This window comes from Fluoribacter dumoffii NY 23, assembly GCF_000236165.1.
Classification (GTDB): domain Bacteria; phylum Pseudomonadota; class Gammaproteobacteria; order Legionellales; family Legionellaceae; genus Legionella; species Legionella dumoffii.
Genome location: NZ_CM001373.1, coordinates 631387 through 656079, shown reverse-complemented (window position 1 = coordinate 656079; position 24693 = coordinate 631387). Strand labels below are relative to the sequence as shown.

Sequence of the window (24693 nt, the reverse complement as noted above, 5' to 3'; positions counted from 1 at the left end):
GAGAGGTAATTTTAAACCAGGAGAAAGAATGACAACAAAAAACGCAATATATGCCCAATCAGGTGGCGTTACTGCAGTAATTAATGCTTCCGCTTGTGGTGTTATTCAAACAGCCAAACTTTACCCGGAGCAAATTGGTAAAGTATATGCTGCAAAAAACGGAATTATTGGCGCGCTAAATGAAGAACTCATCGATACGTCCCTGGAAAGCGACTCCGACATTGCCAAATTACTACAAACTCCTTCCGGGGCGTTTGGTTCTTGTCGTTATAAATTAAAAAATGATGGGGATGAATATCACCGTTTGATCGAAGTATTTAAGGCCCACAATATAGGTTATTTTTTCTACAACGGTGGGGGAGACTCCCAAGATACAGCACATAAAGTATCGCAAATCGGTTCTAAAATGGGATATCCCATTACCTGTATTGGAATTCCCAAAACTGTAGATAATGATCTTCCCTTCACAGATACATGCCCTGGTTTTGGTTCTGTAGCCAAGTACGTGGCGGTTTCTACTCGCGAAGCGGGTTTTGACGTTGCATCTATGGCAGCCTCATCAACGAAAGTCTTTATTTTAGAAGTAATGGGACGCCACGCAGGATGGATTGCAGCTGCCAGCGGCTTGGCAAGTCAACATCCTGAAGAGCCGCCCCACATTATTCTGATGCCTGAAGTCCCTTTTCAGCAAGCCAAATTCTTAAGTAAAGTGGATGAGTGTGTCAAAAACTATGGTTATTGTGTTGTAGTAGTTTCAGAAGGAATCCGTAATACCGAAGGAAAATTTTTAAGTGATGCGGGTCTTCGTGACGCTTTTGGCCATGCCCAATTAGGGGGTGTTGCGCCTGTTATTGCCCAACTCATCAAAACTGAATTGAATTATAAGTACCACTGGGCAGTCGCAGATTATTTACAACGAGCAGCTCGCCACATTGCTTCAAAAGTGGATCTTGAGCAGGCTTATGCCCTGGGTAAAGCAGCAGTGGAATATGCCGTCAAAGGTCAAAATGCCATTATGCCGATTATCATTCGCGAACAAGATGAGCCCTATCAGTGGTCTATAGGCCATGTCCCATTAGCCGATGTTGCCAATCAGGAAAAAGACATGCCTGCAGAATACATTTCCGAAGATGGGATGGGGATTACCGATGCTTGCAGAAAATATCTTTCCCCTCTGATTCAAGGCGAAGCCTATCCAGAATATGTTAATGGATTGCCTGATTATGTGCGTTTAAAGAATCAACTCGTACCCAAAGTACTCAAATAGTTTCAAATTGTAGTCTTAAGGAAAACCGGGAAAGAAATTAGTGTATTTCCTCCCTACTTAAGGCTAAAATTTTAATGATTTTTGGTGAAGAAATCAAAGTTGACGCTTTAAAGCAGTAATTGTTGTTTCAAGCAAGCAAGCCTCTTCGGGTTCTGCTACACTAAAAAGAGGAAAAGAAAGTAAAAAGTAAAAGTAAAGTGGACTTCCTTTTCTAGCCATGGCAGGTTGTATCGTTGTTTTGGCCTATTTGTATGTAAGTTTTGATAAATGGCATTTCCTTTGCATATTTATCGTTGTACCAATCATTAGGAGCAAATAATGAAACAAAAAGGCTTTACTTTAATTGAGTTGATGATAGTAGTGGCAATCGTTGGTATTCTTGCTGCTATCGCTATCCCGGCTTATCAGGATTATGTTATCAGAGCGCGCGTGACAGAGGGATTAAGTATCGCATCGTCAGCAAAAACGACGGTTTCTGAAAATGCAACAACCGGAGCTGCCGATTTGAGCCTGGGTTGGAGTTTTGCAAATCCGACTCAGAACGTCCAGAGCGTAGCTGTTGCTGCAAATACGGGAGTAATAACCATTACATATACGGCTCAGGCAAATAATGTGGTTCTTACCCTAACTCCGCAAGCGAATGGTGCAGCGCTGGTTCCTGGTACACCACCAACAGATCCAATTACCTGGACTTGTGCAGTCAGTAATGCTGCTGATGACAGATATGTTCCTGCAAACTGCAGAATATAGGTGTATCTTTTAAAAGGCCGCTTCAAGGCGGCTTTTTTATTATGTTTTTATATAAAAGAGTTAAATATGTCGCGTAAAAACCGGATTGAAGAATTGTTAAATCATGAGTTAGCTCCAGTTTTTTTAAATGTAGAAGATGAATCAGGGCAGCATCATGTTCCTGAAAATGCACAGACACACTTCAAAATTACTGTGGTTTCCTCACAGTTTTCTGCTCTATCCAGACTCGCTCGTCACAGATTATTAAATCACCTGTTGAAAAAGGAGTTTGAACGGGGACTGCATGCATTAAGCATGCATTTATTCACTCCCGAAGAATGGGAAAGCAGGAACAAAAATGTTCTAAATTCCCCCTCCTGTAAAGGTGGTTTCAATAGAGAAAACCAAAATAGTTAAAAACGAGATCTACCAAAATCAATTAATATAAGTTACAACAGTTATGGAATGTATATTTTCCAACTTTCTAACAGGAAATGCTTTATTTTTTCGTGTTTTAAAATAAACCATTAATTTAAAAGGAATTAGAATGGACCTTGAAACTTATAAAGTTAAATTCAGTCAACTGACAGAACAGGCAAACAAAATCAGTAAACTGTGCAAATCAAAAGATGATCTGCAAAAAAAAATCTCAGCTCTCAGTAAAGAGGCTGTAGAATTTTATACAACGAACAGTGATCACCTGGAGTCCGATTATCAATTAAAAATTGAGGTATTTCTCGAATTCGATAATTTCCTGAAGGGACTAAAGAAGAATTTTGAACCTCAAAATCAGGAAAGTAAAAAAACTTCCTTTTTTAATGCCAAAAAACCGAACAAAAAAGATGATTCGTATGAAGATGTGCCAAGTTTGGAGAATTCCATAACTCTATGATTTTAAATAAGTGCCCCAGATTTTATAAGGATTGAGTAATTGGCGTAGTTCAGATTCTGTAAAAATCTGTCGGCACATGCAAACAAATAATTCTCAGCCTGCTCCTAAAAGATGAAATTTCGAGGATTTTAATTTTGCAAAACAGCAAAGTTGATTCTATATGTTAAAATAAATAGTAACGTCCATGGCTAACTTCCTATATAATGCCTACCATTTTAACAAGTCGATTTAATTAATGAACCATTGGTCTTCCGAAAAAATATCCGTCCTGGCACTTGTTTTACTGATTACAGGAGCGATTGATAGTATAAGAAATCTACCAGGAACCGCTCTATTCGGATCTTCGTTAATATTTTTCTTTATTTTTTCTGCCATTGTTTTTTTAATTCCGGTAGCTTTGGTCTCAGCAGAGTTATCGTCAACCTGGTCTGATGAGGAAGGCGGGATTTACAGTTGGGTAAAACATGCTTATGGCGAAAATCTCGCATTTTTTACCATTTGGTTACAATGGATCAACACCCTGGTTTGGTATCCAACCATTCTTTCTTTTATCGCAGGGGTCCTTGCTTATCTAATCAATCCTGAACTCGCCCAAAATAAATATTATTTAATTTCAGTAATTTTGGTTATATTCTGGTCATTAACTTTAATTGCATTGTCCGGATTACGCGCATCAGCGCATTTTGCAGGGCTTTGTGCCATAATAGGGATGATCCTTCCCATGGGATTCATCATTTTTCTTGCATTAATATGGGTTATTAAAGGAAATCCTATAGCAATTGATCTAAGCCCTTCTAATTTGCTCCCCCATTGGAAAGACACCCAATCCTGGGTTTCTCTCACGGCAATCATGACCTCATTTTTAGGAATGGAGCTGGCGGCGGTACATGTCCGTAATGTAAAAAATCCACAAGTTAATTTTCCCAAAGCAATGTTTTTTTCGGTGCTCCTTATTTTAAGCACCATGATTTTTGGTTCTCTAGCTATAGCTTTTGTCCTGCCCAAAGAGAAAATCAGTTTAATTGATGGGGTACTGCAGGCCTTTAACAACTTTTTTCAGGCATACAATCTTGAGTGGCTGTTGCCTATTTTGATTGGATTATTATTATTAGGCAGTTTGGGCAGCATGATTAACTGGATAATTTCGCCGGCGAAAGGGTTGCTCATGGCGGCAAATCATAGCTTCTTGCCAAAATTTATGTGCCAATTAAATAAACGGGGAATTTCCTCGCGCATTTTAATAACCCAGGCTGTTTTGGTTACCCTTTTATGCAGCGGCTTTCTATTATTTCCAAGTGTAAACGCGATCTATTGGTTATTTACCGCGTTAAGCACGGAACTTTATATCATGATGTATGTTTTGATGTTTATTGCAGCCTGGAAATTAAAAAGCAAATTTGCCCATCTTGAAAGGCCTTTTGCAATCCCAGGTAAAAAAGCGGGTTACTACCTGACTTGTATTTTGGGTTTATGCGGCTGCACTATGACTTTGATAGTAGGATTTATCCCTCCAGTTGAATTTATGAATTTTGGCAGCGCCGGTCATTTTCGTCTGGTTTTTTCTATGGGAATTGTGATTATGATGGTGCCGGCATTTCTATTGTATTGGCGTAAAAAGTATATTACCAGGTCGTGAACCACACAGCCTGGCCACACCTCAGTGAACAGATAATCCATGTTCCGGTGTTCAAATCAGGCTGCGCCAGTTTTATAGACTATCCTTCTCTTCCAATGAAAGCACTCGTGCTTCATGCTCCAGCATGACCGGAATATCATCATGGACTGGAAATGCCAATCGATCAAACTTACAAATAAGCTCTTGCTTTTTTAGTAATAATTTTCCTTTACACAAAGGGCATACCAATATTTCCAAAAGTTTTCTATCCACCAAATTCTCCTATGAGCTAAGTCACTTTATTTCGTACATATACAGGTTGGGCTTGAGCCGCCGAAATGGACTTTTGTCCAGAAAACAGTGCAAATTGAATCATAGCTTCTGCTGCAGGATTCACTGTTATTTTCTCACAGATTTGTGTTTTTATCTCTGGAACAAATTCATCCCAATATAAGTCTATACCGACTCCAGCAAGGATTACAGGTTCATTTACCGAAAGGCTAAGTTGATGCACGGGAGCAACATGCTCCTCAGCTATCCATTGATTGTGGGGAAAGTACGCCCAATACATCTCTTGCATCCGGGCGTCCAGTACTGCCAAAACCGGTATCTCACTCTTCTGCTTTTGCCGGGCTGACCACGCAATAGCAGCCAGACTGCTCACTGGGATTAAATTCAAATCGTTAGCATAAGCCAGTCCTTTTGCAATACTGCAGGCAATCCGTAAACCGGTAAAACTTCCTGGGCCACGGCCAAAGACAATGGCATCCAACTGATTCATGTGAACACCGGCATTTACCATCACCTTATCAATCATGGATAAAATAAACTGTGCATGTGTTCTTTGATTATTTTGTGTTTCACAAAGTAATTCAGTGCCAGTGAGCAAAGCCACACTTGCTGTCTCAGTAGATGTATCAATAGCTAATAGTTTCATCATTCAGTTCTAATTCTTTAATAAATTTCAGCACCTTTTGCTCATCGCGGGTTTTAGGTAACTGCGGCAAACTGGATAAAATACGCCCGCCATATTCCCTACTGGTGAGTCGAGGATCTGCTATCATTAATACCCCTCTATCCGTATTATCCCGAATTAAACGCCCTACCCCCTGCTTTAGAGCAATGACGGCACCAGGTAAAGATAACTCATCAAAACCTGATAAGCCTTTCTCTTTTAAATAAGCCATTCTACCACGAATTACAGGGTCAACCGGACTTGAAAAAGGCAGTTTGTCAATAATAACACAAGAAAGTGCTTCACCTTTTACATCTACCCCTTCCCAAAAAGTTGCAGTTCCTAATAAAACAGCATTCCCAAGTTGTCTAAAACGTTCCAATAGAATAGGTTTTGCCTCGGTTCCCTGGATTAATAAGGGATAGCTTAAAACACGGCCCATCATTTGAGCAACTTGCTTTAACGCTTTATGACTGGTAAATAGAAAAAAGCAGCGGCCGCCCAATGCTTCAATTAAAGGAATCGCTCGCGATACCAGTATTTCATAATAAGCCGGATTCTTCGGATCAGGTAACCCTCGGGGCAAATAAAGCAAAGCTTGCTGCCGGTAATCAAATGGGCTGGGTAATAATAAGGTCCGGGCTCCATGCAAACCCAATGGTTTACAAAAACAATCAAATGAATCTCCAAGGGTTAAAGTTGCCGAAGTAAATACATAAGTGCACTCCTGGCGCAGGAGCAAACCGCTGAATGTTTCAGCCACATCATAAGGCGTAGTATGAAATACTACAGTATGCTTAAAGCGCTCCAGCCAACGTATTTTTTTATTATTTTCCTGGGTAAATAAAACTAAAATCCGGGAAAATTCCAATAATCTTTCTTTACAGCGTGCAAGTCCCGGGAACTCGCCCAGGGACAGTTCGCTGAAACACTCCAGCACTTCATCTTTGATTGCCAACCAGTCAGCCCAAACCCTCATAAAGGTTTTATTATTCTTTATCTCTTCCCAACTGAGTCGTTCATCCATTCCCGATAAGCAATTCAATAACTCATCCAGCAGCTGATCCGTTTTATGGCTTAAGGATTTTAATGGTTGATTTGCAAGATCCATTACAGGCCATTCTTTAAGTACATCATCCAGTAAATCACGAAATTGACGGGTGCCAATACGTTCCCCATTGAAGTGGCTTGCAATTTCGGCCAGTTGATGTGCCTCATCAAAAATAATGATGTCCACTCCTGGCAATAACTCTCCAAATCCCTCTTCTTTCAAGCGTGAATCGGCAAAAAAAAGATGATGATTGATCACGACTACATCAGCATCCAAGGCGCGCTTGCGTGCTTTAAGCAAAAAGCAGGTTTCATAGTGCGTGCATTCATTACCCAGACAATTATCCACGGTAGAGGTGACATAAGGCCATACAGGGGAATCTTCACTGATTTCGGGTAATTCTGAGCGATCCCCATTTTTCATCTGCGATAATTTACTGCGCACATGGGCAATTTCATGGGCGCATTGAGGGCTTTGGAATTGACCTTCTTCAGAATGTAATTCAACTCGATATGGACATATATAATTGGCGCGTCCTTTAAGGTTTTGTATACGCGCAGACAATCCTAACGCTCTAACTAAAGTAGGCAAATCTTTTTGATAGAGTTGATCTTGTAACGTTTTTGTAGCTGTAGAAATCAGTGCTTTTTTGCCACTAAGCAAGGAAGGAAGCAGATAAGCAAACGTTTTACCTGTGCCCGTACCTGCTTCGGCAATTAAAATCGATTTTTCTTCGATTGCTGCAGCAATCGCCACAGCCAAATCAGTTTGTGGCTTACGCGCCACAAATCCATGTATGGCTGTAGAAAGTCGTCCTTTTTCACTAAGGATTCGCTGACATGATTCAGCAAGTGAGGTGATTTCTACCACTCTTTCTGTAAATATTGAAGTTTATCCTTTACCTCTTCCCAATCTTGAGCATCAGGGGGAGCATCTTTTTTGGCAGTAATATTCGGCCATGTTTTCGAAAGTTCGGCGTTCAATTCCTTAAATTGCTGCTGTTCGGGTGTTAAATCATCTTCAGAGACAATTGCATTGACCGGACATTCTGGTTCACATAAGGCACAATCAATGCACTCATCGGGATGAATTACTAAAAAATTGGGGCCTTCATAAAAACAATCAACGGGGCAAACTTCAACACAATCAGTATACTTACATTTAATGCAACTTTCTGTTACTACAAAAGTCATGGCAAACCTTTCTTAAGCTGGAAAATAATGAATATTAAATCATAAAACAGCCCCTTTACGATAGTAGTTTCCTCAGGTAATTAATTCCTTGAAAGGTAAATTATACTGTGTTAATTTTTGGCAAATTTTTACTTTCATTGAAAATTTATATGCCCATTTTGAGATTTTCTTACCAACAAAACACTCTCAACTGGCATTAATAGATTTCTCGTCCCCATTACTTTTTTGAGTTGGAGTATTCATGCCTTTAAAGATATCAAGTCTCAATCGTCTTAAACATAGAAGATTGCTTAAACTGATTAATGATTTTAATCGCGTCCCTGAACAAGATGCAATTCAGCGCTTATTCTTTTTACAAAAAATTAACTATTATACTAACTCTATGCCGATAGGTAATGAAGAATATGAATGGTTAACAGACAGAGATTCACAAAGTTGGCGAGCAAATCTAGAAGCTTTTGGAATAAATCCTGATGGTTCTTTCCTGTTCAAAGGAATAGAGTTTGCAAGGGCCGTTGCAAGAAATGCGCCCATCGAAAAACAACCCTCTATAGAATCAAACGAAAAGGACCTCTATAAGCTGTTGCAAGAGCGCGACGCCTTGTTAAAAGATAGCCGCTCTTTCAAAGCCTCTGAAAAACAATATCTCAATCTATGTTGCAAGCTTGTTTTTTTAGCTGATCATGATTCTGGGTTGAAAACCCAACTTGAGGAACATGCACAAATTTTAGATTTGGCTAAAGAAAAAATTAGGGCAATTAAAGGTGAAAGCGAACTGGTGAGTTCTAACTATAGGACTGAACCATTGGGTGATAAGCACGTCAATAATTATAATTTCAAATTCCAAATGAAAGGTTGGGAAGAAACACTGGTGTTTCGGGTGGAAGACCGAAATTATTTGAGTTTTGAACAAGAACTTCATTCTTATCCCGTGGTTAAATACTTTGCGGATGATTTTGCACTGTTTATGTGGAAATTCCTAACTGAGGATAAAAAAGAAATAGAATTTAAACCCGTTGTATTAAGTCAGTTTGCCAGACAAGGAAGTTTGCTTGATGTGGCAAAGAGGTTTAAGACTCAGCCCCTGCAGAAAGAGGAGTTAAAAAAACAGCTGGCAATTGCAACAGCAGCAAAATACTATTTCACTCAAGTTAATGAATTTTGTCTTAAACTCAAAGAGGCAAATGCCTATCATCCTGATATTAAGTTAGAAAATTTTTTGATCGATTATAATCGACTATTGGTCAGTGATCGAAAAACCTTCGTACGTTCGCCCCAGCCCCTTGCCCAAGAGCTACGCTGTAGTCCCCGGTATGCTCCTCCGGAATTTCTTGAATGCATTAATGAGGATTATTCGGATCACTTACCCAAGGCGAGTTCTACCCATATTCAAATTGAACCGCTTATGTCCTATCAGATAGGGATGGCACTCAAGGAATTCTTGATTTTGACGCAATTGGACGAAATCCCCGATAATTTTGAAGAGTTAACCTGTACTGCCCGCTCTCATTTTCAAAATCCTTGTCCCTCAATTATCAATTTATCCATTCTTGTAGAAGAATTAACACGACCTGAGGCAAACAAAAGACTTTCAATAGAACAATTCCAGAAATTGCTCCGCTATATTACTCATCCCTCACAATTTAATAATTGTCTTGAGGAGATGTTATCAGCAGAAACGTTAGGGATTTCTAACGAACTTAAGATAATTGGCGAACTCTTAGAAAACCAGGACCACACAGAGGCCGATTTTTTAGAGCAAGCCAATGAAATATTTGTAGCGATTTCAGAACGCAAACCTGGTGAGCCCCGGCTTAATAGAATTGCTGAACAATTAGCGATAAAGTGCTATACAAACTACTCAGAGAAATTTTTTTCTCAAATCTCTCAAGAAATTGAAACTGCTCTGTTAAACAAAGATTGGAATCTCTCCCCATGGTGGCGCCAAGCAGTTCATCTTCTTTCCTTTGGTTATTTTAGAGTGGAAAGGATAACTACAGCGGAGGAAATAGATATTGAGCTGGATTATGATGATCCAACTTTCCGCACCCATTTTATCCAATTCGAATTTTTACCGTCGGAAGAACTTAATAGCCTGGGCCGCACAGAAGCTACTAATTTAAAAGCTTATTTTATAGAACATTTAGATGACATAAGGGCGTATAATAGTGCAGAAGAAAATGAAATAGAGGAGGAGAAAAAAGAACCTCCAGAAACAGATGAGGTACCCGAGGAAACAGCACAACCTAAAGAAAAAGAAAATCAAAAATCTACCAAGGAATCAGAGATATCTTCGCAACCTCCAGAGGATGATGAAGAGATTATTAACCCCTCGGGTACCATGGTTATTAATAAGAAGCCAAAGAAAAAAACTGAGGCCGAACCCGCAAAAACCTCTGATACCCATGTTCCGGCTCCCATGTCCATCCCCCCAGTAGAGGAGGAAAAACATCATCCTGAGCACGCAGAAAAACCTCAGCATAAGAAAAGACCATCTACCCATCTCACAGAACATCATAGGTTTTTTGCAGCAACTGAAGAAGCCAATGAGAGTGAACCTATGCTAAAGAGACGCTCTATTCGTCGTGTCGGCAGTACGCTTTTCAGAGGAGAGAGGAAGAGCCATCACCCCCGGGTTCAGCAAATCTTTGCACATTGCCCAGAACAACCAACTGAAGATTTTTCACTAACCATGAACTAAAAAGAAAACTCATGGAAGAGTTTCCCTCCTACTACCAATTTCTTATCACTACGCCCTTTATCCCACCATAAGCATCCTTTACATTCAATGAGCTTAGGCTGAAGCACCTTGATTCTTCTACGGAAACCCCTAATGTTCTTTTTGACCAAAAGCATAAAAATTGTCTATATTTATAGACAGGATTAATCGGTTTTATAAGGACTTAGCTAATGGAGTTGGGGAAAAAAAATAGGATTATCAGACGATTTTTAAAAGAAATAAGTGAAAATCCTGTTTCAATGGAACTTCAAGATATCGATATGTCACATTATTCTGATCTGGATAAACTCTTAGAGCATATCGATTTACATAAAAATAATTTATTTGACTGGGAAACTTTCGAAACCGATCCCGAACAGTGGCGTGAATTTTGTGCCATCATCAAATTTTCTACCGTTTTTGAAAAAGGAGGCTCCCCGCCTCTATTAAAATCTGTCGATTTCATCAAAGCAGAAGAAGGCATCCGTTATACTTTAAATGCTCACGAAATAATTCAATTACCCAGAGACAATTATTATGAGCGACCAACCCGTACACTCCAAGATGTAGATACTGAGTTAGAAGAACTAATTGTTAATAGCAGAGCAAAACTGTATGCCCTTACCCAAACTTTTGCAGACCCCATTCCCTTTAACGCCGCCGATTCGTTGCAGGTGCTTACCCAAATCCAATTTCTGGATGAAGAAATGGAAAAATTACCGCAAAATAATTCAGCCAGGGAAATCATAGAAAAAAAGTTAAAGCTCCTCTTGGATCTTAATAATCTTAACGGATTAAAACGAATCATTATCCCTCAGGACAATGGGACAGAACTTGTTTATTGCACATTGCAAGAAAATATAGGCGGGGTAACAGAAAAAATCAGTTTAATGAGTCTAGAAGAGGTAAAGCAACAGCTGCACCGTCTTTGTGACCGGACAGAAGGTTTGAGTGCAGAAGAATATATTATAAAGCGAGAACACTATAGGCTTAGCACAAAGGCCATTATCAAATTACCCAAACATGGAAATATCAAAGAAGTTCAGCATGAAGCAATAGGACTGAATATTTCCCGTATGTTCGGATTAGCGACTGCTGCAGTAACTACAATTTCCTATAATGGACACCCTGCTTTATTTATTCCTTTTGATGAGATACAGCTGCTCGGTGAATTCTCCATTGGCAAAGTATTTTATGCATGGCTGATGGGAAAAACATATACCCATTATTCAACAATAAAACCTTTAGGTGAAGGAATACAGGCAGATTGTTTTATTGATGATTTTGGTAATGCCCTCGGACTTCTTTATCTATGTAGTGATACCGATGCAATTGGAGGCAATTGTCAAAATAAAGCATTAAAAAATGCCAAATCCCTTTTTGTCTTTGACCAGTCACTAATGGAATCTCAAAAATTTATACTTGATTCCCGTTTATGTTTGATACCTGGAGAGTTTTTAAAAAGGCACACGCGTCATGGTTTGGGGAGAAATCGCACTCTTATTGAAGACTCATCAATGCATTCAAAATTTGAAAGCATCATCACGTTACGTGATTTGGGACCTAAAATTATTCAATACATGACACATATCCTGTGGCAACATCAGTGCCAGTCTGCGCGCATCAAGCGACAATTTAAAAACCAGTTGAGCCCTGAAAAGCAAAGCCAGCTCACTTCCGAATTAAGTGATTTGATGGTTCTCGAAAAAGATGCAGAAATACTGCGGACGAGTGTCATGGAGCGTCTTGCAGCAATCGATGATGTTTTTCCGCAAACAACAGGTGATATCGATTTGCCTCTGATAAGAAGTGCCTTAATTTTTGAAAAATTAATCCATAATCCGATATTATTTAGTGACGATGGCCGACCCTTTAAAAATGCCTGGACCTACCGGCAACCCAATAAAATAAAAAGAATAGATTGTCTGGATAATAATCTGGTACAACTAACCTTTAGTGATAAAGTTTCTTCAGTGATGGTAGATTTTATTAAACGGCGCGGTGGGGGTAATTCCATAACCCTCACCTCTGCCAAAACAATCACTTTAGATAAAACCCAGTTAGTGCAATTAAGAGAAGACATACTCCATCCCGAGCATCAATTTATTCTGGATCCCTTTATAAACTATTTGGATCCCGCGGATTTGGCTATTATCAAAGATGCTTACTATGCGGGGAACAGAACTTATATTATGCATACGATAAAGAGCTATAGCGAAAAAATTGCTGATGAAACGAACACTACTGAGGATAAATTGGAATGCATTATTGAAACTGAGGAACAACTCAGGGAGTTGATTATGTCTGCCAATGATAGAGGTTTTGGCATGCACGTCTTAAAAAAATTCTTTTTTGACGCACAACTGCAATTACAAAAGTTGATTTCTCCCAGGGAAATGCCAATAAAATTAAATGATGCTTTTTCCGCTGCCTTGAAGCTGGATAGAGTAGCTGAATTTAATGCAGTCGTCTTAGAAGCGATTAAACAAGATAAAATTAGGGATGCACAATTCATATGTTTTCTTGATAAATGTATAAAAAGTGCAAAAGCAGCAACAAATTACACACAAGCACAACAAGAAAGCTTGAAACTCTCCAGGAAAGCAAAAAGAACGATTAGACACCTGGAAGGATTTACGATGCCATTTATCACTAAACTTTTAAAAGCATCTTTAACACAAAATGAATTGAAGCAGACTGAACAAATCATTCCTACAACAAAGCAAGAAAAAGAAGAGAATGCGTGGCCTGTAAAAGTTTCGCCGGATTCACTGACATTGGAAATGGGACACGAGGAACACGTAAGAATGTTATGTAATTGATAAGTCACATGGAGTGGCTTATACACTCAAAAATGCAGTTAATGGAGCTATTATGCCTATACATGAGAGACGTCAACATTTTCGGGTAGAAGATCATATCTATTTTAATTACCGAATTATGGAACCAGGGGAACTGTGTCCTGATCGCGCAGTTGTGGATCAACTTCTAGGTAAAAATGGGCAACGCTATCTGGAAGCGGCTCATTATTTTCAAGAAATAGATTATGAATTGGCGGAACTTACCCAAGTGATTGCACTTAAAGAACCTACCATAGCCCATTATCTTAATCTGCTCAATGCAAAAATAGATTATTTATCACGGCAAATGCTCATGACCAATACCATTCAACTACGTAAAGTTAATATCAGTCTGGGTGGAATGGCATTTAAAACACCTGAACTCATTAGAGAAAAAACACTTTTAAAATTAGTTATTTATACCAAACCCAAAATGATACCCATCATAGTTGAAGGGACTGTAGTTTATAGCCAATATCAAAGCGAGCATAATTATCGCACTGCAGTATCTTTTAATGGATTAACCAACGAACAGGAGCAAATCCTTTCCCAACATATTTTATTGGCGCAGGCAAAACATCGTTCAGATTAAAAAAATTTAATTTTTTACTACAAAATTGCTTAATTCACCGTACACTATACTGTCTTAATGGTGTTGAAATAAGAGGCAAACATGACGAGAACAGTATTTTGTTGTAAATTAAAACAAGAAGCCGAAGGTCTGCTAAAACCACCCTTCCCGGGTGTATTAGGCGAGCGGGTCTATAATGAGGTGTCAAAACAGGCCTGGAATATGTGGCTGGCCCACCAAACTATGCTTATCAATGAATACCGTCTGAATTTAATGGAAGCGAAAGCCCGTGAATTTTTAAAAGAAGAAATGCAAAAATACTTTTTTGGCGAGGGTTCTGACAAACCATCCGGCTATACACCCCTAAGCTCTGGCGAATAAATACAAATCTCTCTGCCTTTCTCCTTTAGACAAGTAAGCTAAAATTTCCTCTACCGTGCTGTAGCACGGTGGTTGAAACCTGTTGCTAAGAAACTGAATAACGAACACTCGATATTATTTGTCATGTAGAGGGGATATATACCGCAATACATACCGCAAATTTTTTTCTTCCCTCCCTCTTTTTAAACACATAAACAAAAATAGCACCCAAGGGCAATTTGAGCCCATTTTGAACCCATTAAACTCATTTAGAAACAATAGAGTACTAATCAAAAAGATGCAGTTAAGCGATAAATGAATTAAAGCAAAAAATTATCATTTTTTTTAAAAAAAAATGCATTCAACACTTGACTCGAAACGCTTCTAGGAGTCTAATAGCAACCCTCGGGGCCAGATAGCTCAGTCGGTAGAGCAGAGGACTGAAAATCCTCGTGTCGGCAGTTCGATTCTGCCTCTGGCCACCATGAGAATCAATGAGTTAAGGTGAATCCCCGAGCCCTCAAGGTTTAAATACACGTCCATATAGAAAATAAATCTTAATATAATTTATTGATATCTTAAAATTAATTACCGCCTCATCATAGACCATTTCTTATTTTTCAATGTACAACAATATTCTTTGAACAACATATGATCGCATGTTACCATTATCGCTCAACTTGAGCCATAAATTCACAAATGAGTGATGTTGATATTGATGATATAATTAAACTAGTTGAAAATTTGAATGCTAATGATTTCAGTCGCCCCCCTGCAGGATATATATTTGAAATTGATTTATCTGCAGAGTTAGTATCGAACCATCCTCCCCCTAATGTAAAAAAAGAGCTGTTCGAAGATATTTTCGCTTTTATTAAAAATGAAATTGCATCCATACAAACTGGAAATTTTCCCTTATATATTGATGACTTCATCTATTTAAAAGAATTAATTAAAGATAATCCATTAGCAACTATAAATTTATTCTTTTATTTAACTCATGGTTCCCGTATTGACTTAATTGTGACTAAAGAAAACTTAACTGCTTTACGCAGCTATACCCTGCAAATGAGAGTCTTCAAAAAGATTCCATTCCGGAAATAAAAGAGAGTTTAATAAAAGAGAGTTTAATAAAAGAGAAACAATTATTCTCGAGCGCCGCTGCCAGAGGGCTATTCGCAGGCAAAACTAATTTGCCTTTTGAACTGGCCGAGAAAATCGGCAGCAATCTGGATTTAGTTATAGTGAGAGCTGTTACACAAGTATGTAAAGCTGCAGCACAACAGGCAAATAAAGCGTCCGATGAAATAATCGATAGCAATCTCCACTATAGAATATAGATAATTCAATAAAAATAAGCCTCAAAATATTTTGAATTTTGAGGTTTGTTTACATTCCCTGTAAGCCTATACAGTGGCCTGTCTTCAGGAAATTTATAACAAAATGAACTAAAATCTTATCTAGAGTACAAATAGATAGTTTTCGAAGAATAAAGTTACAATACAAACAACAGCATAATTTAAATATTCGCTGCCAACCCTAGAGAAAGAAGTGCGTAGATTTTATCTTATGCCTAAGACAAAAAAATTGCGAATGATACGTTACCTAATTGGTGCAGCGCTGTTGTTTTACTCCCGGGAGGTATAGCAAATCCTAAAACCCGGGAAAGCCTCCGAAAGCTCTTACAAACTGTGAGTAGATCCATGCCAACCCTATCAGCAATATTGTATCTTATATCCTTGGCTTTACCTGCAGCAGTTATTCCTGATGTAGAATTGGGCAGACCGCTGACTGCATATGGTTTTGAATTATTATTGTCGGGTTGGACAGGCTTTATTGGTTTACAACTAGCCTGGTTAGCTAACCCGTTTTATTTTTTTGCATTATATAATCATGGTCTAAAAAGAGGTGACTTTTGGTGTTATGCCGCTATATTTTTTGCCTTAATGTCGCCTTGGATAATAGTTATTAAAACCCTAATTGGATTTTATGTATGGTTGGCTAGTTTTATTGTCCTGTTATTTAGGAAGAAAGTCTAAAATAGTAAGATTAGAGAGGCAGGCCGGGAAATTCTACATTGACTTACTTGGGTATCATTTTTGAAATGAGTATCAATCCGCCGCTTTTTTAACACAACGGTTCCCACAAGCAGTTGCTATACAACTTTGTTCCACGCCACAATCATCGTCTTTCGTACATTGTTCCCAGCAGGAAGTACAGTTTTGGGGGCAATTAGCCGCGAGTTTATGTAATGGGGGAGCTGTTTTAGTTATTGTAGCTTCTGAAGAAAAAACATTCATGTTCATTGCAATAACCAGGAATAATGAAACACTCCACTGTTTTAAACTCATTTTTTAAGTCCTTTCAGATTACTGAGACAAACAACTATCGCGAGTATTACTGCAGCCTTGAATACAGGGTTGGTATTGTTCTTGACAGTAGGATTCATCATTATTCGAGGTGCATTGATTGTATTGGCTTTCGCATGAGCTCATACAATAATCGTATTTTCTATTACAAGATTCATCATCTGCAAAGGTCAACGTGGTCCATCCTAAAATTAGTATGCCTGTTAGTGCAACACAAAGCTTTTTCATTTACTCCTCTCCTTGCTGTGAGTGCTGAAAATCGCTCATACAAAAGTCCATTTATTAAGTGTAGCAGGAAAATAAACGTTATGCCTGGAAATAAAACTCTCCCCCAAAAATGGAGATAGTTTAAGCGGCTTATTCCTGTACTGTAGGTCCATTCGATATTAACTTTGGGGATAACAAAGGCCAAGGAATAGGTTTTAACCTTTCAAGTTACAAGAATCTTCCGAAAGGGACAAGTCAGTCTGGAGAAACCCCTTTCCAGAGAAGGTTTCAGTCATTCATAAAGGAGTATCGATTGATATTCCATGGTGCAAAATCATCTGCCATCTACTGTTTTTTTTTCGCCAAATCGAGATACGCCTTGAGAACTTGCCTTCTGAATCATGATTTTCTTTCATTTCGCTAATATAGCTCAATAAAAAAACATCCTCTGATAAAAATTTTGACTCAAAATCCATGCCTTTAATTTCAAAAGAATTAGGTTCTGCTAACCAGCGAACCGCTTCTTTTTTATCGTTCATTTTACCATTACTGCCATATTCGATAAATTCATCATCAATTAATTCAGCCAAAAGGGCAACTGGTTCATTCCGGACCAGTAATTTTTGCTCCTGTGCCATAATTTCATTGGCAATTGTATCCACCATGTTACATCCTTATTTTATTGAGTTGTCCTATTCATTTCATTTTCTGGAGATCAGCCAAGAGCTTTACAAACAGAATAATAAAAATGTAATAATAAAGATAAAAAATGCATATACCATTAAAGATTGCATTTTAAAAGTATCGAATTTTATGAAACACTATTTCGGGCAGCCGATGTTGTCCAGAACAAAGGACTGTTTCGGAATATGGAGATTAACCATGCAAAATATTCTTTCTCCTGCATTTGCAGAAAAAATTTCAAATCTACTCAACGCAATTAAGGACGATGAGCACTCAAAAAAACTGCTGCTCCAAGATCCCGCCACATTTTTAGAGAAAAACCAAATTTTCCTGGTTAACTGTCAAGTTATAGTAGAGGAAAATCCAGGCTATGGATTATATTTTGCGATTCAATCTAAAAAAATAATTCCATCCCCTGACCAAGCGACTCAAAGCAAAGATGAGACATTTCGAGATCATCATTTTCGTGATTGTCTTTTTTATTAATTAAAGAAACACAGCAGGGACTTACTCATGAATAATTTACGAAATTGGCTTGATCGCTTATATAACACCAACCGATTATTGGTCAGCAAAACTCATTTAAACCCTAAATTTGAAGTAATGAGTTGGATAGAGCACTATGAAGGGGAAAAAGCGCTTTTTTTTCCTGAGCCCCAAGGATATGAAATCCCTATCGTGGCTGGTATTTTAGGACAACGCCGCTGGGCTGCAGAGGCCATGAAAGTCAATGAGTCTGAAATGCTTAAATCCATATTAAAAGCATTGCACAATCCCATTCCCTGGCATGTCGTCGCTCAGGAAAAAGCGCCGGTGCATGAGGTGGTTCTTGGTAAAAATATAGATATTTTAAAATTATTCCCCGTCGTAACCCATCACGAAAAAGATGCTGGCCCTTATATTACTTCAGGATTAGTCCATGGTTTAAATTTGGAAACAGGAAAGCAAAATACATCAATCAATCGTCTGCAAGTTCATGCCCCGGATAAGCTAGGCATCCTGATGTTGCCTCGAGACCTTTATGCCTACCATCAATATGCTGAAAGTCAAGACGCCCCTTTACCTGTAACCATCACCATTGGAGACGATCCTTTAACAAAATTGTCATCACAAATGATTGCACCAAGAGATCAGTCGGAATTGGAAATTGCAGGTGCGCTCATGGGCCAACCTTTGCCTGTAGTTAAATCTTATACCAATGATGTCCATATCCCAGCTGAGGCAGAAATAGCTATCGAAGGTTATATTCCACCTGGTCTAAGAGCATTGGAGGGACCATTTGGAGAATTTCCCAAATACTATACGGGAAGTTCCATGTTACCTATAGTTCAAATTACTTGCATCACTCACAGACAAAAACCCATTTTTGAGACAAATCATCCTTCTGGTCTGGAAAATATTGTATTAGGAGGCGTCCCGCGAGAAGCCTCTTTACTCGAGCGAATTCGTTTAAACTTTCCAAACGTTTTGGATTTAAGATTAACTCCTGGGGGCTTAGGCCGTTACCATATGGCTATAAAAATGAAAAAAACGCAGATGGGTGAAGCGAAAAATGTAATTTGTTGTGCTCTGGGTTGTCATTACGACATTAAATTTGTAGTTGTAGTGGACGAAGACATCGATATTGATGACAGTAATCAAATAGAATGGGCTGTAGCTACTCGTTTTCAAGCTGAACGCGATCTTGTGGTTGTTCATGGCGCGCTTGGCTCCAAGCTGGATCCTTCTGCGAAAAAGCACACACTAGGTTCTAAAGTGGGATTTGATGCAACTTTGTATCTTGATGAGAAAGACAAGTTTTATGTCACCCGTGTACCCACCCCGCAAAACTACCTATTTCCAAAAGTAGATAATACAATGGATGAGAAATTTAAAGATTATATCGCCTAGTTACCGGGACATTTCGGGACATTTTATGCCGAGAAGCCGCTATTGAAAAATACCAATAGCTGGTCTCCTCTCTGGAACTACAAGATCCAGTAATCTGTATATAAATTTTCGAAGTTCCGATGTTATTATCCTGCTCCTAAAATCAATTTTTCAATTGAGTTAAATTGAAATTTACACACCAAAAAATCATAATTTTATTATAAATATAATTTTGTTTTTTATATAAAAAATTCCATAAAATTATAATAATAAAAGAATATAAATTAATAAAAATTAAAATAATTTAAACATTTTTTACTTAGTGTTTATCTTAATTTTTTACACTAATTTTAATTTTAATCTATAATTAAAGTGGATTTTAAAGGGAATTTAAGGAGAAAATTATGAATAATCCTGAAATTGTTAAATCAGACGATGTTAAAGGAAAGGAAGTAAAATCCCCTAATATGGAATCTTTAGGTGAAATTGAAGAAATAGTTTTAGATAAAGTTTCCGGACAAGCAAAATATGTTGTCTTATCCTTTGGTGGTTTTTTAGGTATGGGTGAAAAATATTTTGCTTTCCCATGGAAGAGCATTCATTACAATGATAATGAAGATTGTTTTATATTGAACGTAGACAAGTCACAATTAAAACAAGAATATGGATTTGATAAAAATAATTGGCCGGATATGGCTAGTTGGCCTACTACAATTGATCGATATTATCATTAATTTTGCGGTTAATAAAAAAACAGCTAATTTTAAAAGCATTTTAAAATTAGTATGAATAAAGTAATTCGCATACTTTATTTAATTTCATCTTATGGCCATAAGATAATTTTTAAATAAAAAACTCTTCCATTGTTTCAGTTATCATCAGCAGATCCTGAGCTGCCTAAAAATAAAATGGAGGACTTTATGGAAAGTGAAAAAGAAAAAACTGAGCATCCCGAGAAAAAAAATATTAAAAATATATGCAAAATAACACCTAAAACAAGATATACCAAAGAGGTTTGTGATAAAGTAAATAAAGAGAAAGAGGATGCATATAACAAATCACAAATTCATGAATAAATGGGGACGGACAGAACTGTCCCCATAATATTCCTCAATACAATTGATTGCACAGGAAATAATTCTTTTAAAGTACTGGTCTTTGAAATACAAAAAAAATTCTTTTAATAAATATTTAATTAAAAATTTTATCTTTTATTTGTTCTTTTTTTCAGCGAGTAACAACACAAAAGTTCCCGTTAACTTAAATAATTCATCTAAAAAAAGGAACAAATCATGCCTCAACTCCTTCTATGATTTCTGAAAAAAAAATCAAGTAATCACAACAATAGTATATTATTAAAAAACCGATAAGGTTTTTACTTTTTTTCCATGGATTTCTATCAAATGATAATCTTCGTAAAAAAAACATCTTTATATTGATTGTAGGAGTAAAATGCGTTTTATTAAGCAACTTTTTTAGAAAATTAAAAATCAAGAAATTAATTGTCGGAAGCATAACCGTTTCATAAAAAGAACAGCACATTTCTCAAGGATTCATTCGGATTTATCGATGAAGAGTGGTATTTTCTCGCGCGAAGAGCCTTAACAAAACACTTCCAAACGGTTCCATATCCTCGGATGCAAGTAAAGGCCAAATACCCGTGAGGGTTTGATAGAGAAGCAGTTCATCCGTTAGGTCAGGCATCTTTGAAACCCTTGGTCATGACCGGTTCGGTAAATACCTCCCAATCATTTCGCCATCGAATAGTAATTAATTAGCAGTTGTATTCAAAAATATCATTCTCCTGATATCATCTCTTTTTTTTTAACATCGCAACAAGCCAGCAAACTCTGGAGATGTCCATGTTTTTTAGTTCCAATAATTCCAAATCCCCACAACCAAAAACTATTCTTAAGCATTATCGCCGTTTGATGGTTCAATTCAAAAAGTGGGAAAAAAATTGTGCTGCCCTGGAAGAAAATCAAGGAAAGGAATTTCTTAAAACTTTAAATGTTGAATTAAAAACGATTCAGAAATTCTATAAAGCATTTATCAACGATGTATTAATTCCATTTGATCAACAACCGGCATTACCTGAGATTATTACCCAAGAGGATATTTCAAGCCTGCTTAGGTATAAGGAATTTATGCCATTTTTTCAACTATTTGCTGAACGGGAAGCATGGATGCAACGTATAGCGGGAACCGATGGAACAAATGCCTCTGCCAGTGAAACTTATTGCCAATTTAAACATTTTATTTCAAACCATCCAAACAAGTTTGTTATTGAAGAAAGCTTAAATCATTTTGAGCAAGGGACGCTCCGATATCATCACGAATGCCAAGCTGCGAAACGAAAAATTGACCAGGAATTCAAATCATTACGCGATTTGTATGAAAGGTTGAGAGAAAGTAAAAATAAAGCGGATATGGAAATAGCATCTATTCTGAATGAATTTATAGACCAGTTTGCACATGTTCCTTATCAACTTCGCTTAAGGGAAGAAATACAATTCAAACAAAGCGAACCCTATATAAAGGCACTTTCTAAAGACAAATTCACAGCAGCACTTCTCTTGAGCCAACATCTTCGTGATTACAGCAATACTCAAGAGGAACTAGCGGAAAGAATGAAACTTCTACAATCCCTCTCTAGGCATTCAATTTTATTTGAGCAAAATAACTCCCCATTGGGACGGTTAAAAACTCGTCTCCATATTACTCCCCCTGCTTCACAAAAACTCTCCTCTCTGGAACACGCATTAAAATTTGCGGAAAATGCATTTAAACTTTACAAGAAGCATACAGAGCTAAATGCGGAAATAATCTCTCTTACAGCGGTAAAAAATTCTGAAATTACAAGCGACTTTTTTTCCACAAAGCCTGCTGCTGATGTTGTTTCCGAAAGTCAGAATACCAGTCCCTCAATTGCACCCCAGCCGGAAATGGCTTCAGTTGAGCGAAAAAGACCTCTCGGAAAAGTTCACCTCAAAGTTAGGGAATATGAGGAAAACCTTCTCAAGCTTGGTGTGTTTCACTCAAAAAAACCCCTTCTCACCGAACCAGTAAAAAGCCCTGTTCCTTTTAATGAAAATAAATTCAACTATTAAACCGCCCTTCTTAAACTATGGCAGATACTTAGCTGCCATAGTTTAAATAATTTTTGTCTTGAGTTTAGAGTATGGAGGATGCCTCATATTTTTTCTTAAAGGTCACAATTAAATTGGAATCCTTCATCTTGGTAGCCATAGAGTTCGGATCATAGCCTTTAGGCAGTTGGAATGACTGGCTGTAATTACTTTGGGAATAACTTACACTTTTATTATGATCCTCTTCACGTGTAATTTTTTGAGTGATGTTGGTACTAACCACTAACTGTCCGTTTTTAACCGCAACATCCACTTTGCTGTCAGCCCCTTTCGGTAATTTTATTTTATAAATAATTCCTTTCTTACCTTCCTTAATTTCAATGGTACTTGTACTCCCAAACAGATTTGGATTAGGTTGATTTACAAGGCTATTTTGCATTTGTGCAAATTGTTGCTTCATGAATTGATCCATAGCTTGTTGCATTTTATACATCTGCCGTAGGGCATCATTGGATGATTGAAAAAAAGGGTCGTTATCAAAGGGATCAATATTGAACGGATCATTTTTCTGTATTTGATTAGTTACCCTAGGGTCAAGTGCACTAGCTCCTGAGAAAAGAGCGGTCATTAATACAACAGAGGTTAAAATAGGAAATAGTTTCTTTTGCATTGAAATCTCCCTAGACAATTATTTATGAAAAAGAATTCTACTCACCCATTTATGGGGATGGATTTATAGTCGCGACTCATATTTTATCACTTTTAGCGAGCGCATCCAGGTAATACCCCTTTTGGAGAGTTCCTTTCCTAGCCAGTGTTTATATATGGACCCGATCTGGAAAAGATCAACTGCTGTGTTTAACTCAAAGTTAAGATTTTCTCTGTCTTCTTGATAATGAACCCTTAAGTTTATTCCAGTATAATTTGTTATATATATTTACCGATTGGTCAATTATGAAACACGATAAATCTATTGTCCCCTCATCAATTAAAGACGCAGCTCTTCTCGCTAAAAGCTATGCTCGAGAATTTATAGTAGAGGGCGGAACTCAACTGATAAACAACACGTACCCTGAAGATAAGAAAAAAAGTCTTAGTGAAGCACTAAAATCTATAAGAGATAAATCTCAAGAGCCCGCGCACTCATGGTTGGAGTTTGATTATTATATCTATGAATTTTATCAATCCATTACCTGCAGTAAAAAATATTCAATAGGCAATTGTAATGAGCTTGCAGAGTTGGCTTTAGACTATATTGCACATTTTGTTCCCCATATAGATGCAGAGGTTTTTCAGTTATTGGGTGGAAATCATGTAGTACTTGTGGTTGGCCGGGAAAAAGGGAGTGATCCTAGGAAACCAGAAACCTGGGGTAAGGCTGCTTATATTTGTGATCCCTGGTCAGATGAAGTTTATCCTGCTTCAGAGTACCTTTCCCGGACTAAAAATTATTATCAGGAATATGACAAAGCTTTAGATGTATTTACGAATCATGTAGAAGATTTTAATCCGTCCAAACATACCTTCAGTCCTATTAGAAATTACACTACAGACTACATCAGAAAATATAATACTACAGAGCATATAGTTAAGGTTCATGAGCTTTTTCAGAAAAAACAGCAAATCCTTATAGCCGCGGCAGTAAATTTGGAAAAGGCCCTAATACACTTATCCGATAAATTAGAAAAAAAATTTGGCATAAGTAATGAAAAATATAAGATTATCCAAAATAAAATAGTCCAGTTAAAAAGTGCAACTGAAGAGATTACACGCGATTTCATGACCCCTGTCGATGAGACAAGTAATTATTATGACATAATTTCTCAATTGGATAAGATCCTACGGAAATCGGTTAAAACTTTTGTCCAAGCAGCAGCAATAACAAAGGAAGAGGCAAACACTTTGGCAAAACCAGTTGAAATAAGCTGGCGCCATAAGTTTTTCCCTCAATACGACGTCATCTCAAAAATTAATGAGGCTTTAAAAACATCCGACGATTCGATAAAGAATATTATCGCGAAGAAATAAAATGTTTAGTAATTTGTAATAACCCGATGGGAAACACAGCGAACTAAAAAACATGAGTAACTTCGGCTAACGGCATAAAGCATTATCTTCTTTTTAATACAATTAGCCAATTTTTATTGCTTTTTTATATTAGAAATGGAACTATAAAAAATGAAGTCATGATTGGTTACAGATTACCCAGATTTAATAAAGGAGTTTGAATCACCCAAAATAATGGTATTGATTAATTTTTATTTATTCCAATGAATTTATTAA

26 protein-coding genes and 1 tRNA gene are annotated in these 24693 nt (G+C 37.5%); 18 read left to right on the top strand and 9 right to left on the bottom strand.

Features of this window, described 5'->3' with window-relative positions; all coding sequences use genetic code 11:
• Positions 1-28: 28 nt before the first annotated feature.
• The 5 genes from KYQ_RS03055 to KYQ_RS03035 all read left to right on the top strand — a co-directional run bounded on the left by KYQ_RS03055 (position 29) and on the right by KYQ_RS03035 (position 4524).
• Complete coding sequence (locus tag KYQ_RS03055) at positions 29-1267, top strand: 6-phosphofructokinase (protein WP_010654026.1); 1239 nt, start codon at positions 29-31, stop codon at positions 1265-1267.
• 318 nt (positions 1268-1585) lie between these two features.
• Positions 1586-2017, top strand: a complete 432-nt coding sequence (locus KYQ_RS03050) for a pilin (RefSeq protein ID WP_010654027.1) — start codon at positions 1586-1588, stop codon at positions 2015-2017.
• 66 nt (positions 2018-2083) lie between these two features.
• A complete protein-coding gene (locus KYQ_RS03045) occupies positions 2084-2413 on the top strand; it encodes a BolA family protein (RefSeq protein ID WP_029488967.1) in 330 nt (109 codons plus the stop codon).
• A gap of 130 nt (positions 2414-2543) precedes the next feature.
• Positions 2544-2888, top strand: coding sequence for a hypothetical protein (locus KYQ_RS03040; protein ID WP_010654029.1), 345 nt, complete (start codon positions 2544-2546; stop codon positions 2886-2888).
• Positions 2889-3123: 235 nt separating this feature from the next.
• Complete coding sequence (locus KYQ_RS03035; protein WP_010654030.1) at positions 3124-4524, top strand: APC family permease; 1401 nt, start codon at positions 3124-3126, stop codon at positions 4522-4524.
• 72 nt (positions 4525-4596) lie between these two features.
• On the opposite strand, the gene KYQ_RS03030 is transcribed toward KYQ_RS03035, so the two are convergent.
• The 4 genes from KYQ_RS03030 to fdxA are packed head-to-tail and all read right to left on the bottom strand — an operon-like array spanning position 4597 to position 7702.
• Complete coding sequence (locus KYQ_RS03030; protein ID WP_010654031.1) at positions 4597-4776, bottom strand: Trm112 family protein; 180 nt, start codon at positions 4774-4776, stop codon at positions 4597-4599.
• Positions 4777-4792: 16 nt separating this feature from the next.
• Positions 4793-5443 carry a tRNA (adenosine(37)-N6)-threonylcarbamoyltransferase complex dimerization subunit type 1 TsaB gene (tsaB, locus tag KYQ_RS03025; protein ID WP_019349641.1) on the bottom strand — a complete coding sequence of 217 codons (651 nt, stop codon included), beginning with the start codon at positions 5441-5443 and terminating at the stop codon, positions 4793-4795.
• Positions 5421-7379 carry a DNA repair helicase YoaA gene (gene yoaA / locus KYQ_RS03020; RefSeq protein ID WP_010654033.1) on the bottom strand — a complete coding sequence of 653 codons (1959 nt, stop codon included), beginning with the start codon at positions 7377-7379 and terminating at the stop codon, positions 5421-5423. Before yoaA ends, tsaB begins: the two co-directional genes overlap by 23 nt.
• Positions 7373-7702 (bottom strand): ferredoxin FdxA, encoded by a 330-nt coding sequence (gene fdxA, locus KYQ_RS03015; RefSeq protein WP_010654034.1) that lies wholly within the window; start codon positions 7700-7702, stop codon positions 7373-7375. The genes yoaA and fdxA overlap by 7 nt, the downstream gene beginning before the upstream one ends.
• A 241-nt stretch (positions 7703-7943) precedes the next feature.
• Between fdxA and legK7 the strand changes: the two genes are divergently transcribed.
• The 7 genes from legK7 (at position 7944) to KYQ_RS02975 (ending at position 16231) form a co-directional block, all read left to right on the top strand.
• A complete protein-coding gene (gene legK7, locus KYQ_RS19435; RefSeq protein WP_010654035.1) occupies positions 7944-10403 on the top strand; it encodes a LegK7 family Dot/Icm T4SS effector kinase in 2460 nt (819 codons plus the stop codon).
• A gap of 209 nt (positions 10404-10612) precedes the next feature.
• Positions 10613-13243: a hypothetical protein gene (locus tag KYQ_RS03000; protein WP_010654036.1), complete on the top strand. Its 2631-nt coding sequence runs from the start codon at positions 10613-10615 to the stop codon at positions 13241-13243.
• A gap of 52 nt (positions 13244-13295) precedes the next feature.
• Positions 13296-13853, top strand: coding sequence for a PilZ domain-containing protein (locus KYQ_RS02995; RefSeq protein WP_010654037.1), 558 nt, complete (start codon positions 13296-13298; stop codon positions 13851-13853).
• 81 nt (positions 13854-13934) lie between these two features.
• Positions 13935-14213 carry an oxidative damage protection protein gene (locus KYQ_RS02990; RefSeq protein ID WP_010654038.1) on the top strand — a complete coding sequence of 93 codons (279 nt, stop codon included), beginning with the start codon at positions 13935-13937 and terminating at the stop codon, positions 14211-14213.
• Between the two features lie 388 nt (positions 14214-14601).
• Positions 14602-14677: transfer RNA gene (locus KYQ_RS02985), tRNA-Phe, on the top strand.
• A gap of 214 nt (positions 14678-14891) precedes the next feature.
• On the top strand, positions 14892-15296 hold the full coding sequence (locus KYQ_RS02980) for a hypothetical protein (RefSeq protein WP_010654039.1): 405 nt from the start codon (positions 14892-14894) through the stop codon (positions 15294-15296).
• Positions 15297-15895: 599 nt separating this feature from the next.
• Positions 15896-16231, top strand: coding sequence for a hypothetical protein (locus KYQ_RS02975; RefSeq protein ID WP_010654040.1), 336 nt, complete (start codon positions 15896-15898; stop codon positions 16229-16231).
• Between the two features lie 72 nt (positions 16232-16303).
• Here the strand turns inward: KYQ_RS02975 and KYQ_RS02970 are convergent, their stop codons facing one another.
• The 3 genes from KYQ_RS02970 to KYQ_RS02965 all read right to left on the bottom strand — a co-directional run bounded on the left by KYQ_RS02970 (position 16304) and on the right by KYQ_RS02965 (position 17433).
• Positions 16304-16543, bottom strand: a complete 240-nt coding sequence (locus KYQ_RS02970) for a hypothetical protein (protein WP_010654041.1) — start codon at positions 16541-16543, stop codon at positions 16304-16306.
• Positions 16544-16561: 18 nt separating this feature from the next.
• On the bottom strand, positions 16562-16789 hold the full coding sequence (locus KYQ_RS18810) for a hypothetical protein (RefSeq protein WP_081465864.1): 228 nt from the start codon (positions 16787-16789) through the stop codon (positions 16562-16564).
• A gap of 275 nt (positions 16790-17064) precedes the next feature.
• A complete protein-coding gene (locus KYQ_RS02965; RefSeq protein ID WP_019349639.1) occupies positions 17065-17433 on the bottom strand; it encodes a DUF4440 domain-containing protein in 369 nt (122 codons plus the stop codon).
• 217 nt (positions 17434-17650) lie between these two features.
• Between KYQ_RS02965 and KYQ_RS19430 the strand changes: the two genes are divergently transcribed.
• From KYQ_RS19430 to KYQ_RS19075, 4 genes are all read left to right on the top strand, one after another.
• Positions 17651-17938, top strand: coding sequence for a hypothetical protein (locus KYQ_RS19430; RefSeq protein WP_231294596.1), 288 nt, complete (start codon positions 17651-17653; stop codon positions 17936-17938).
• Between the two features lie 27 nt (positions 17939-17965).
• Positions 17966-19342 (top strand): UbiD family decarboxylase, encoded by a 1377-nt coding sequence (locus KYQ_RS02955; RefSeq protein ID WP_019349638.1) that lies wholly within the window; start codon positions 17966-17968, stop codon positions 19340-19342.
• A gap of 383 nt (positions 19343-19725) precedes the next feature.
• The gene (locus KYQ_RS02950) at positions 19726-20055 is read left to right on the top strand and encodes a PRC-barrel domain-containing protein (protein WP_010654045.1); all 330 of its coding nucleotides are present in this window, start codon (positions 19726-19728) and stop codon (positions 20053-20055) included.
• A 186-nt stretch (positions 20056-20241) separates the two neighbouring features.
• Entirely contained in the window at positions 20242-20397 is a 156-nt protein-coding gene (locus tag KYQ_RS19075; RefSeq protein ID WP_019349637.1) for a hypothetical protein, read from the top strand.
• A 487-nt stretch (positions 20398-20884) separates the two neighbouring features.
• On the opposite strand, the gene KYQ_RS19070 is transcribed toward KYQ_RS19075, so the two are convergent.
• On the bottom strand, positions 20885-21025 hold the full coding sequence (locus KYQ_RS19070) for a hypothetical protein (protein ID WP_019349635.1): 141 nt from the start codon (positions 21023-21025) through the stop codon (positions 20885-20887).
• A gap of 158 nt (positions 21026-21183) precedes the next feature.
• Here KYQ_RS19070 and KYQ_RS02930 point away from each other — a divergent pair, with 158 nt between their 5' ends.
• On the top strand, positions 21184-22431 hold the full coding sequence (locus KYQ_RS02930; RefSeq protein ID WP_010654047.1) for a hypothetical protein: 1248 nt from the start codon (positions 21184-21186) through the stop codon (positions 22429-22431).
• Positions 22432-22495: 64 nt separating this feature from the next.
• Here the strand turns inward: KYQ_RS02930 and KYQ_RS02925 are convergent, their stop codons facing one another.
• Positions 22496-23080 (bottom strand): Hsp20 family protein, encoded by a 585-nt coding sequence (locus tag KYQ_RS02925; protein ID WP_010654048.1) that lies wholly within the window; start codon positions 23078-23080, stop codon positions 22496-22498.
• A 284-nt stretch (positions 23081-23364) separates the two neighbouring features.
• Between KYQ_RS02925 and KYQ_RS02920 the strand changes: the two genes are divergently transcribed.
• Complete coding sequence (locus KYQ_RS02920) at positions 23365-24438, top strand: hypothetical protein (RefSeq protein WP_010654049.1); 1074 nt, start codon at positions 23365-23367, stop codon at positions 24436-24438.
• The last annotated feature ends 255 nt before the right edge of the window (positions 24439-24693 follow it).

Excerpts from the sequence above, each read along its gene's own strand:
- KYQ_RS03035 (WP_010654030.1), top strand. The coding sequence starts at position 3,124 with ATGAACCATTGGTCTTCCGAAAAAATATCCGTCCTGGCACTTGTTTTA.
- KYQ_RS02980 (WP_010654039.1), top strand. The coding sequence starts at position 14,892 with ATGAGTGATGTTGATATTGATGATATAATTAAACTAGTTGAAAATTTG.
- KYQ_RS03055 (WP_010654026.1), top strand. The coding sequence starts at position 29 with ATGACAACAAAAAACGCAATATATGCCCAATCAGGTGGCGTTACTGCA.
- KYQ_RS03000 (WP_010654036.1), top strand. The coding sequence starts at position 10,613 with ATGGAGTTGGGGAAAAAAAATAGGATTATCAGACGATTTTTAAAAGAA.
- KYQ_RS02995 (WP_010654037.1), top strand. The coding sequence starts at position 13,296 with ATGCCTATACATGAGAGACGTCAACATTTTCGGGTAGAAGATCATATC.
- tsaB (WP_019349641.1), bottom strand. The coding sequence starts at position 5,443 with ATGATGAAACTATTAGCTATTGATACATCTACTGAGACAGCAAGTGTG.
- fdxA (WP_010654034.1), bottom strand. The coding sequence starts at position 7,702 with ATGACTTTTGTAGTAACAGAAAGTTGCATTAAATGTAAGTATACTGAT.
- KYQ_RS19075 (WP_019349637.1), top strand. The coding sequence starts at position 20,242 with ATGGAAAGTGAAAAAGAAAAAACTGAGCATCCCGAGAAAAAAAATATT.
- KYQ_RS19430 (WP_231294596.1), top strand. The coding sequence starts at position 17,651 with ATGCAAAATATTCTTTCTCCTGCATTTGCAGAAAAAATTTCAAATCTA.
- KYQ_RS18810 (WP_081465864.1), bottom strand. The coding sequence starts at position 16,789 with ATGAAAAAGCTTTGTGTTGCACTAACAGGCATACTAATTTTAGGATGG.
- KYQ_RS02970 (WP_010654041.1), bottom strand. The coding sequence starts at position 16,543 with ATGAGTTTAAAACAGTGGAGTGTTTCATTATTCCTGGTTATTGCAATG.
- KYQ_RS03040 (WP_010654029.1), top strand. The coding sequence starts at position 2,544 with ATGGACCTTGAAACTTATAAAGTTAAATTCAGTCAACTGACAGAACAG.
- KYQ_RS03050 (WP_010654027.1), top strand. The coding sequence starts at position 1,586 with ATGAAACAAAAAGGCTTTACTTTAATTGAGTTGATGATAGTAGTGGCA.
- KYQ_RS02955 (WP_019349638.1), top strand. The coding sequence starts at position 17,966 with ATGAATAATTTACGAAATTGGCTTGATCGCTTATATAACACCAACCGA.
- legK7 (WP_010654035.1), top strand. The coding sequence starts at position 7,944 with ATGCCTTTAAAGATATCAAGTCTCAATCGTCTTAAACATAGAAGATTG.
- KYQ_RS02965 (WP_019349639.1), bottom strand. The coding sequence starts at position 17,433 with ATGGTGGATACAATTGCCAATGAAATTATGGCACAGGAGCAAAAATTA.
- KYQ_RS02950 (WP_010654045.1), top strand. The coding sequence starts at position 19,726 with ATGAATAATCCTGAAATTGTTAAATCAGACGATGTTAAAGGAAAGGAA.
- KYQ_RS02920 (WP_010654049.1), top strand. The coding sequence starts at position 23,365 with ATGAAACACGATAAATCTATTGTCCCCTCATCAATTAAAGACGCAGCT.
- KYQ_RS03045 (WP_029488967.1), top strand. The coding sequence starts at position 2,084 with ATGTCGCGTAAAAACCGGATTGAAGAATTGTTAAATCATGAGTTAGCT.
- KYQ_RS02925 (WP_010654048.1), bottom strand. The coding sequence starts at position 23,080 with ATGCAAAAGAAACTATTTCCTATTTTAACCTCTGTTGTATTAATGACC.
- KYQ_RS02990 (WP_010654038.1), top strand. The coding sequence starts at position 13,935 with ATGACGAGAACAGTATTTTGTTGTAAATTAAAACAAGAAGCCGAAGGT.
- KYQ_RS02930 (WP_010654047.1), top strand. The coding sequence starts at position 21,184 with ATGTTTTTTAGTTCCAATAATTCCAAATCCCCACAACCAAAAACTATT.
- KYQ_RS02975 (WP_010654040.1), top strand. The coding sequence starts at position 15,896 with ATGCCAACCCTATCAGCAATATTGTATCTTATATCCTTGGCTTTACCT.
- KYQ_RS19070 (WP_019349635.1), bottom strand. The coding sequence starts at position 21,025 with ATGCCTGACCTAACGGATGAACTGCTTCTCTATCAAACCCTCACGGGT.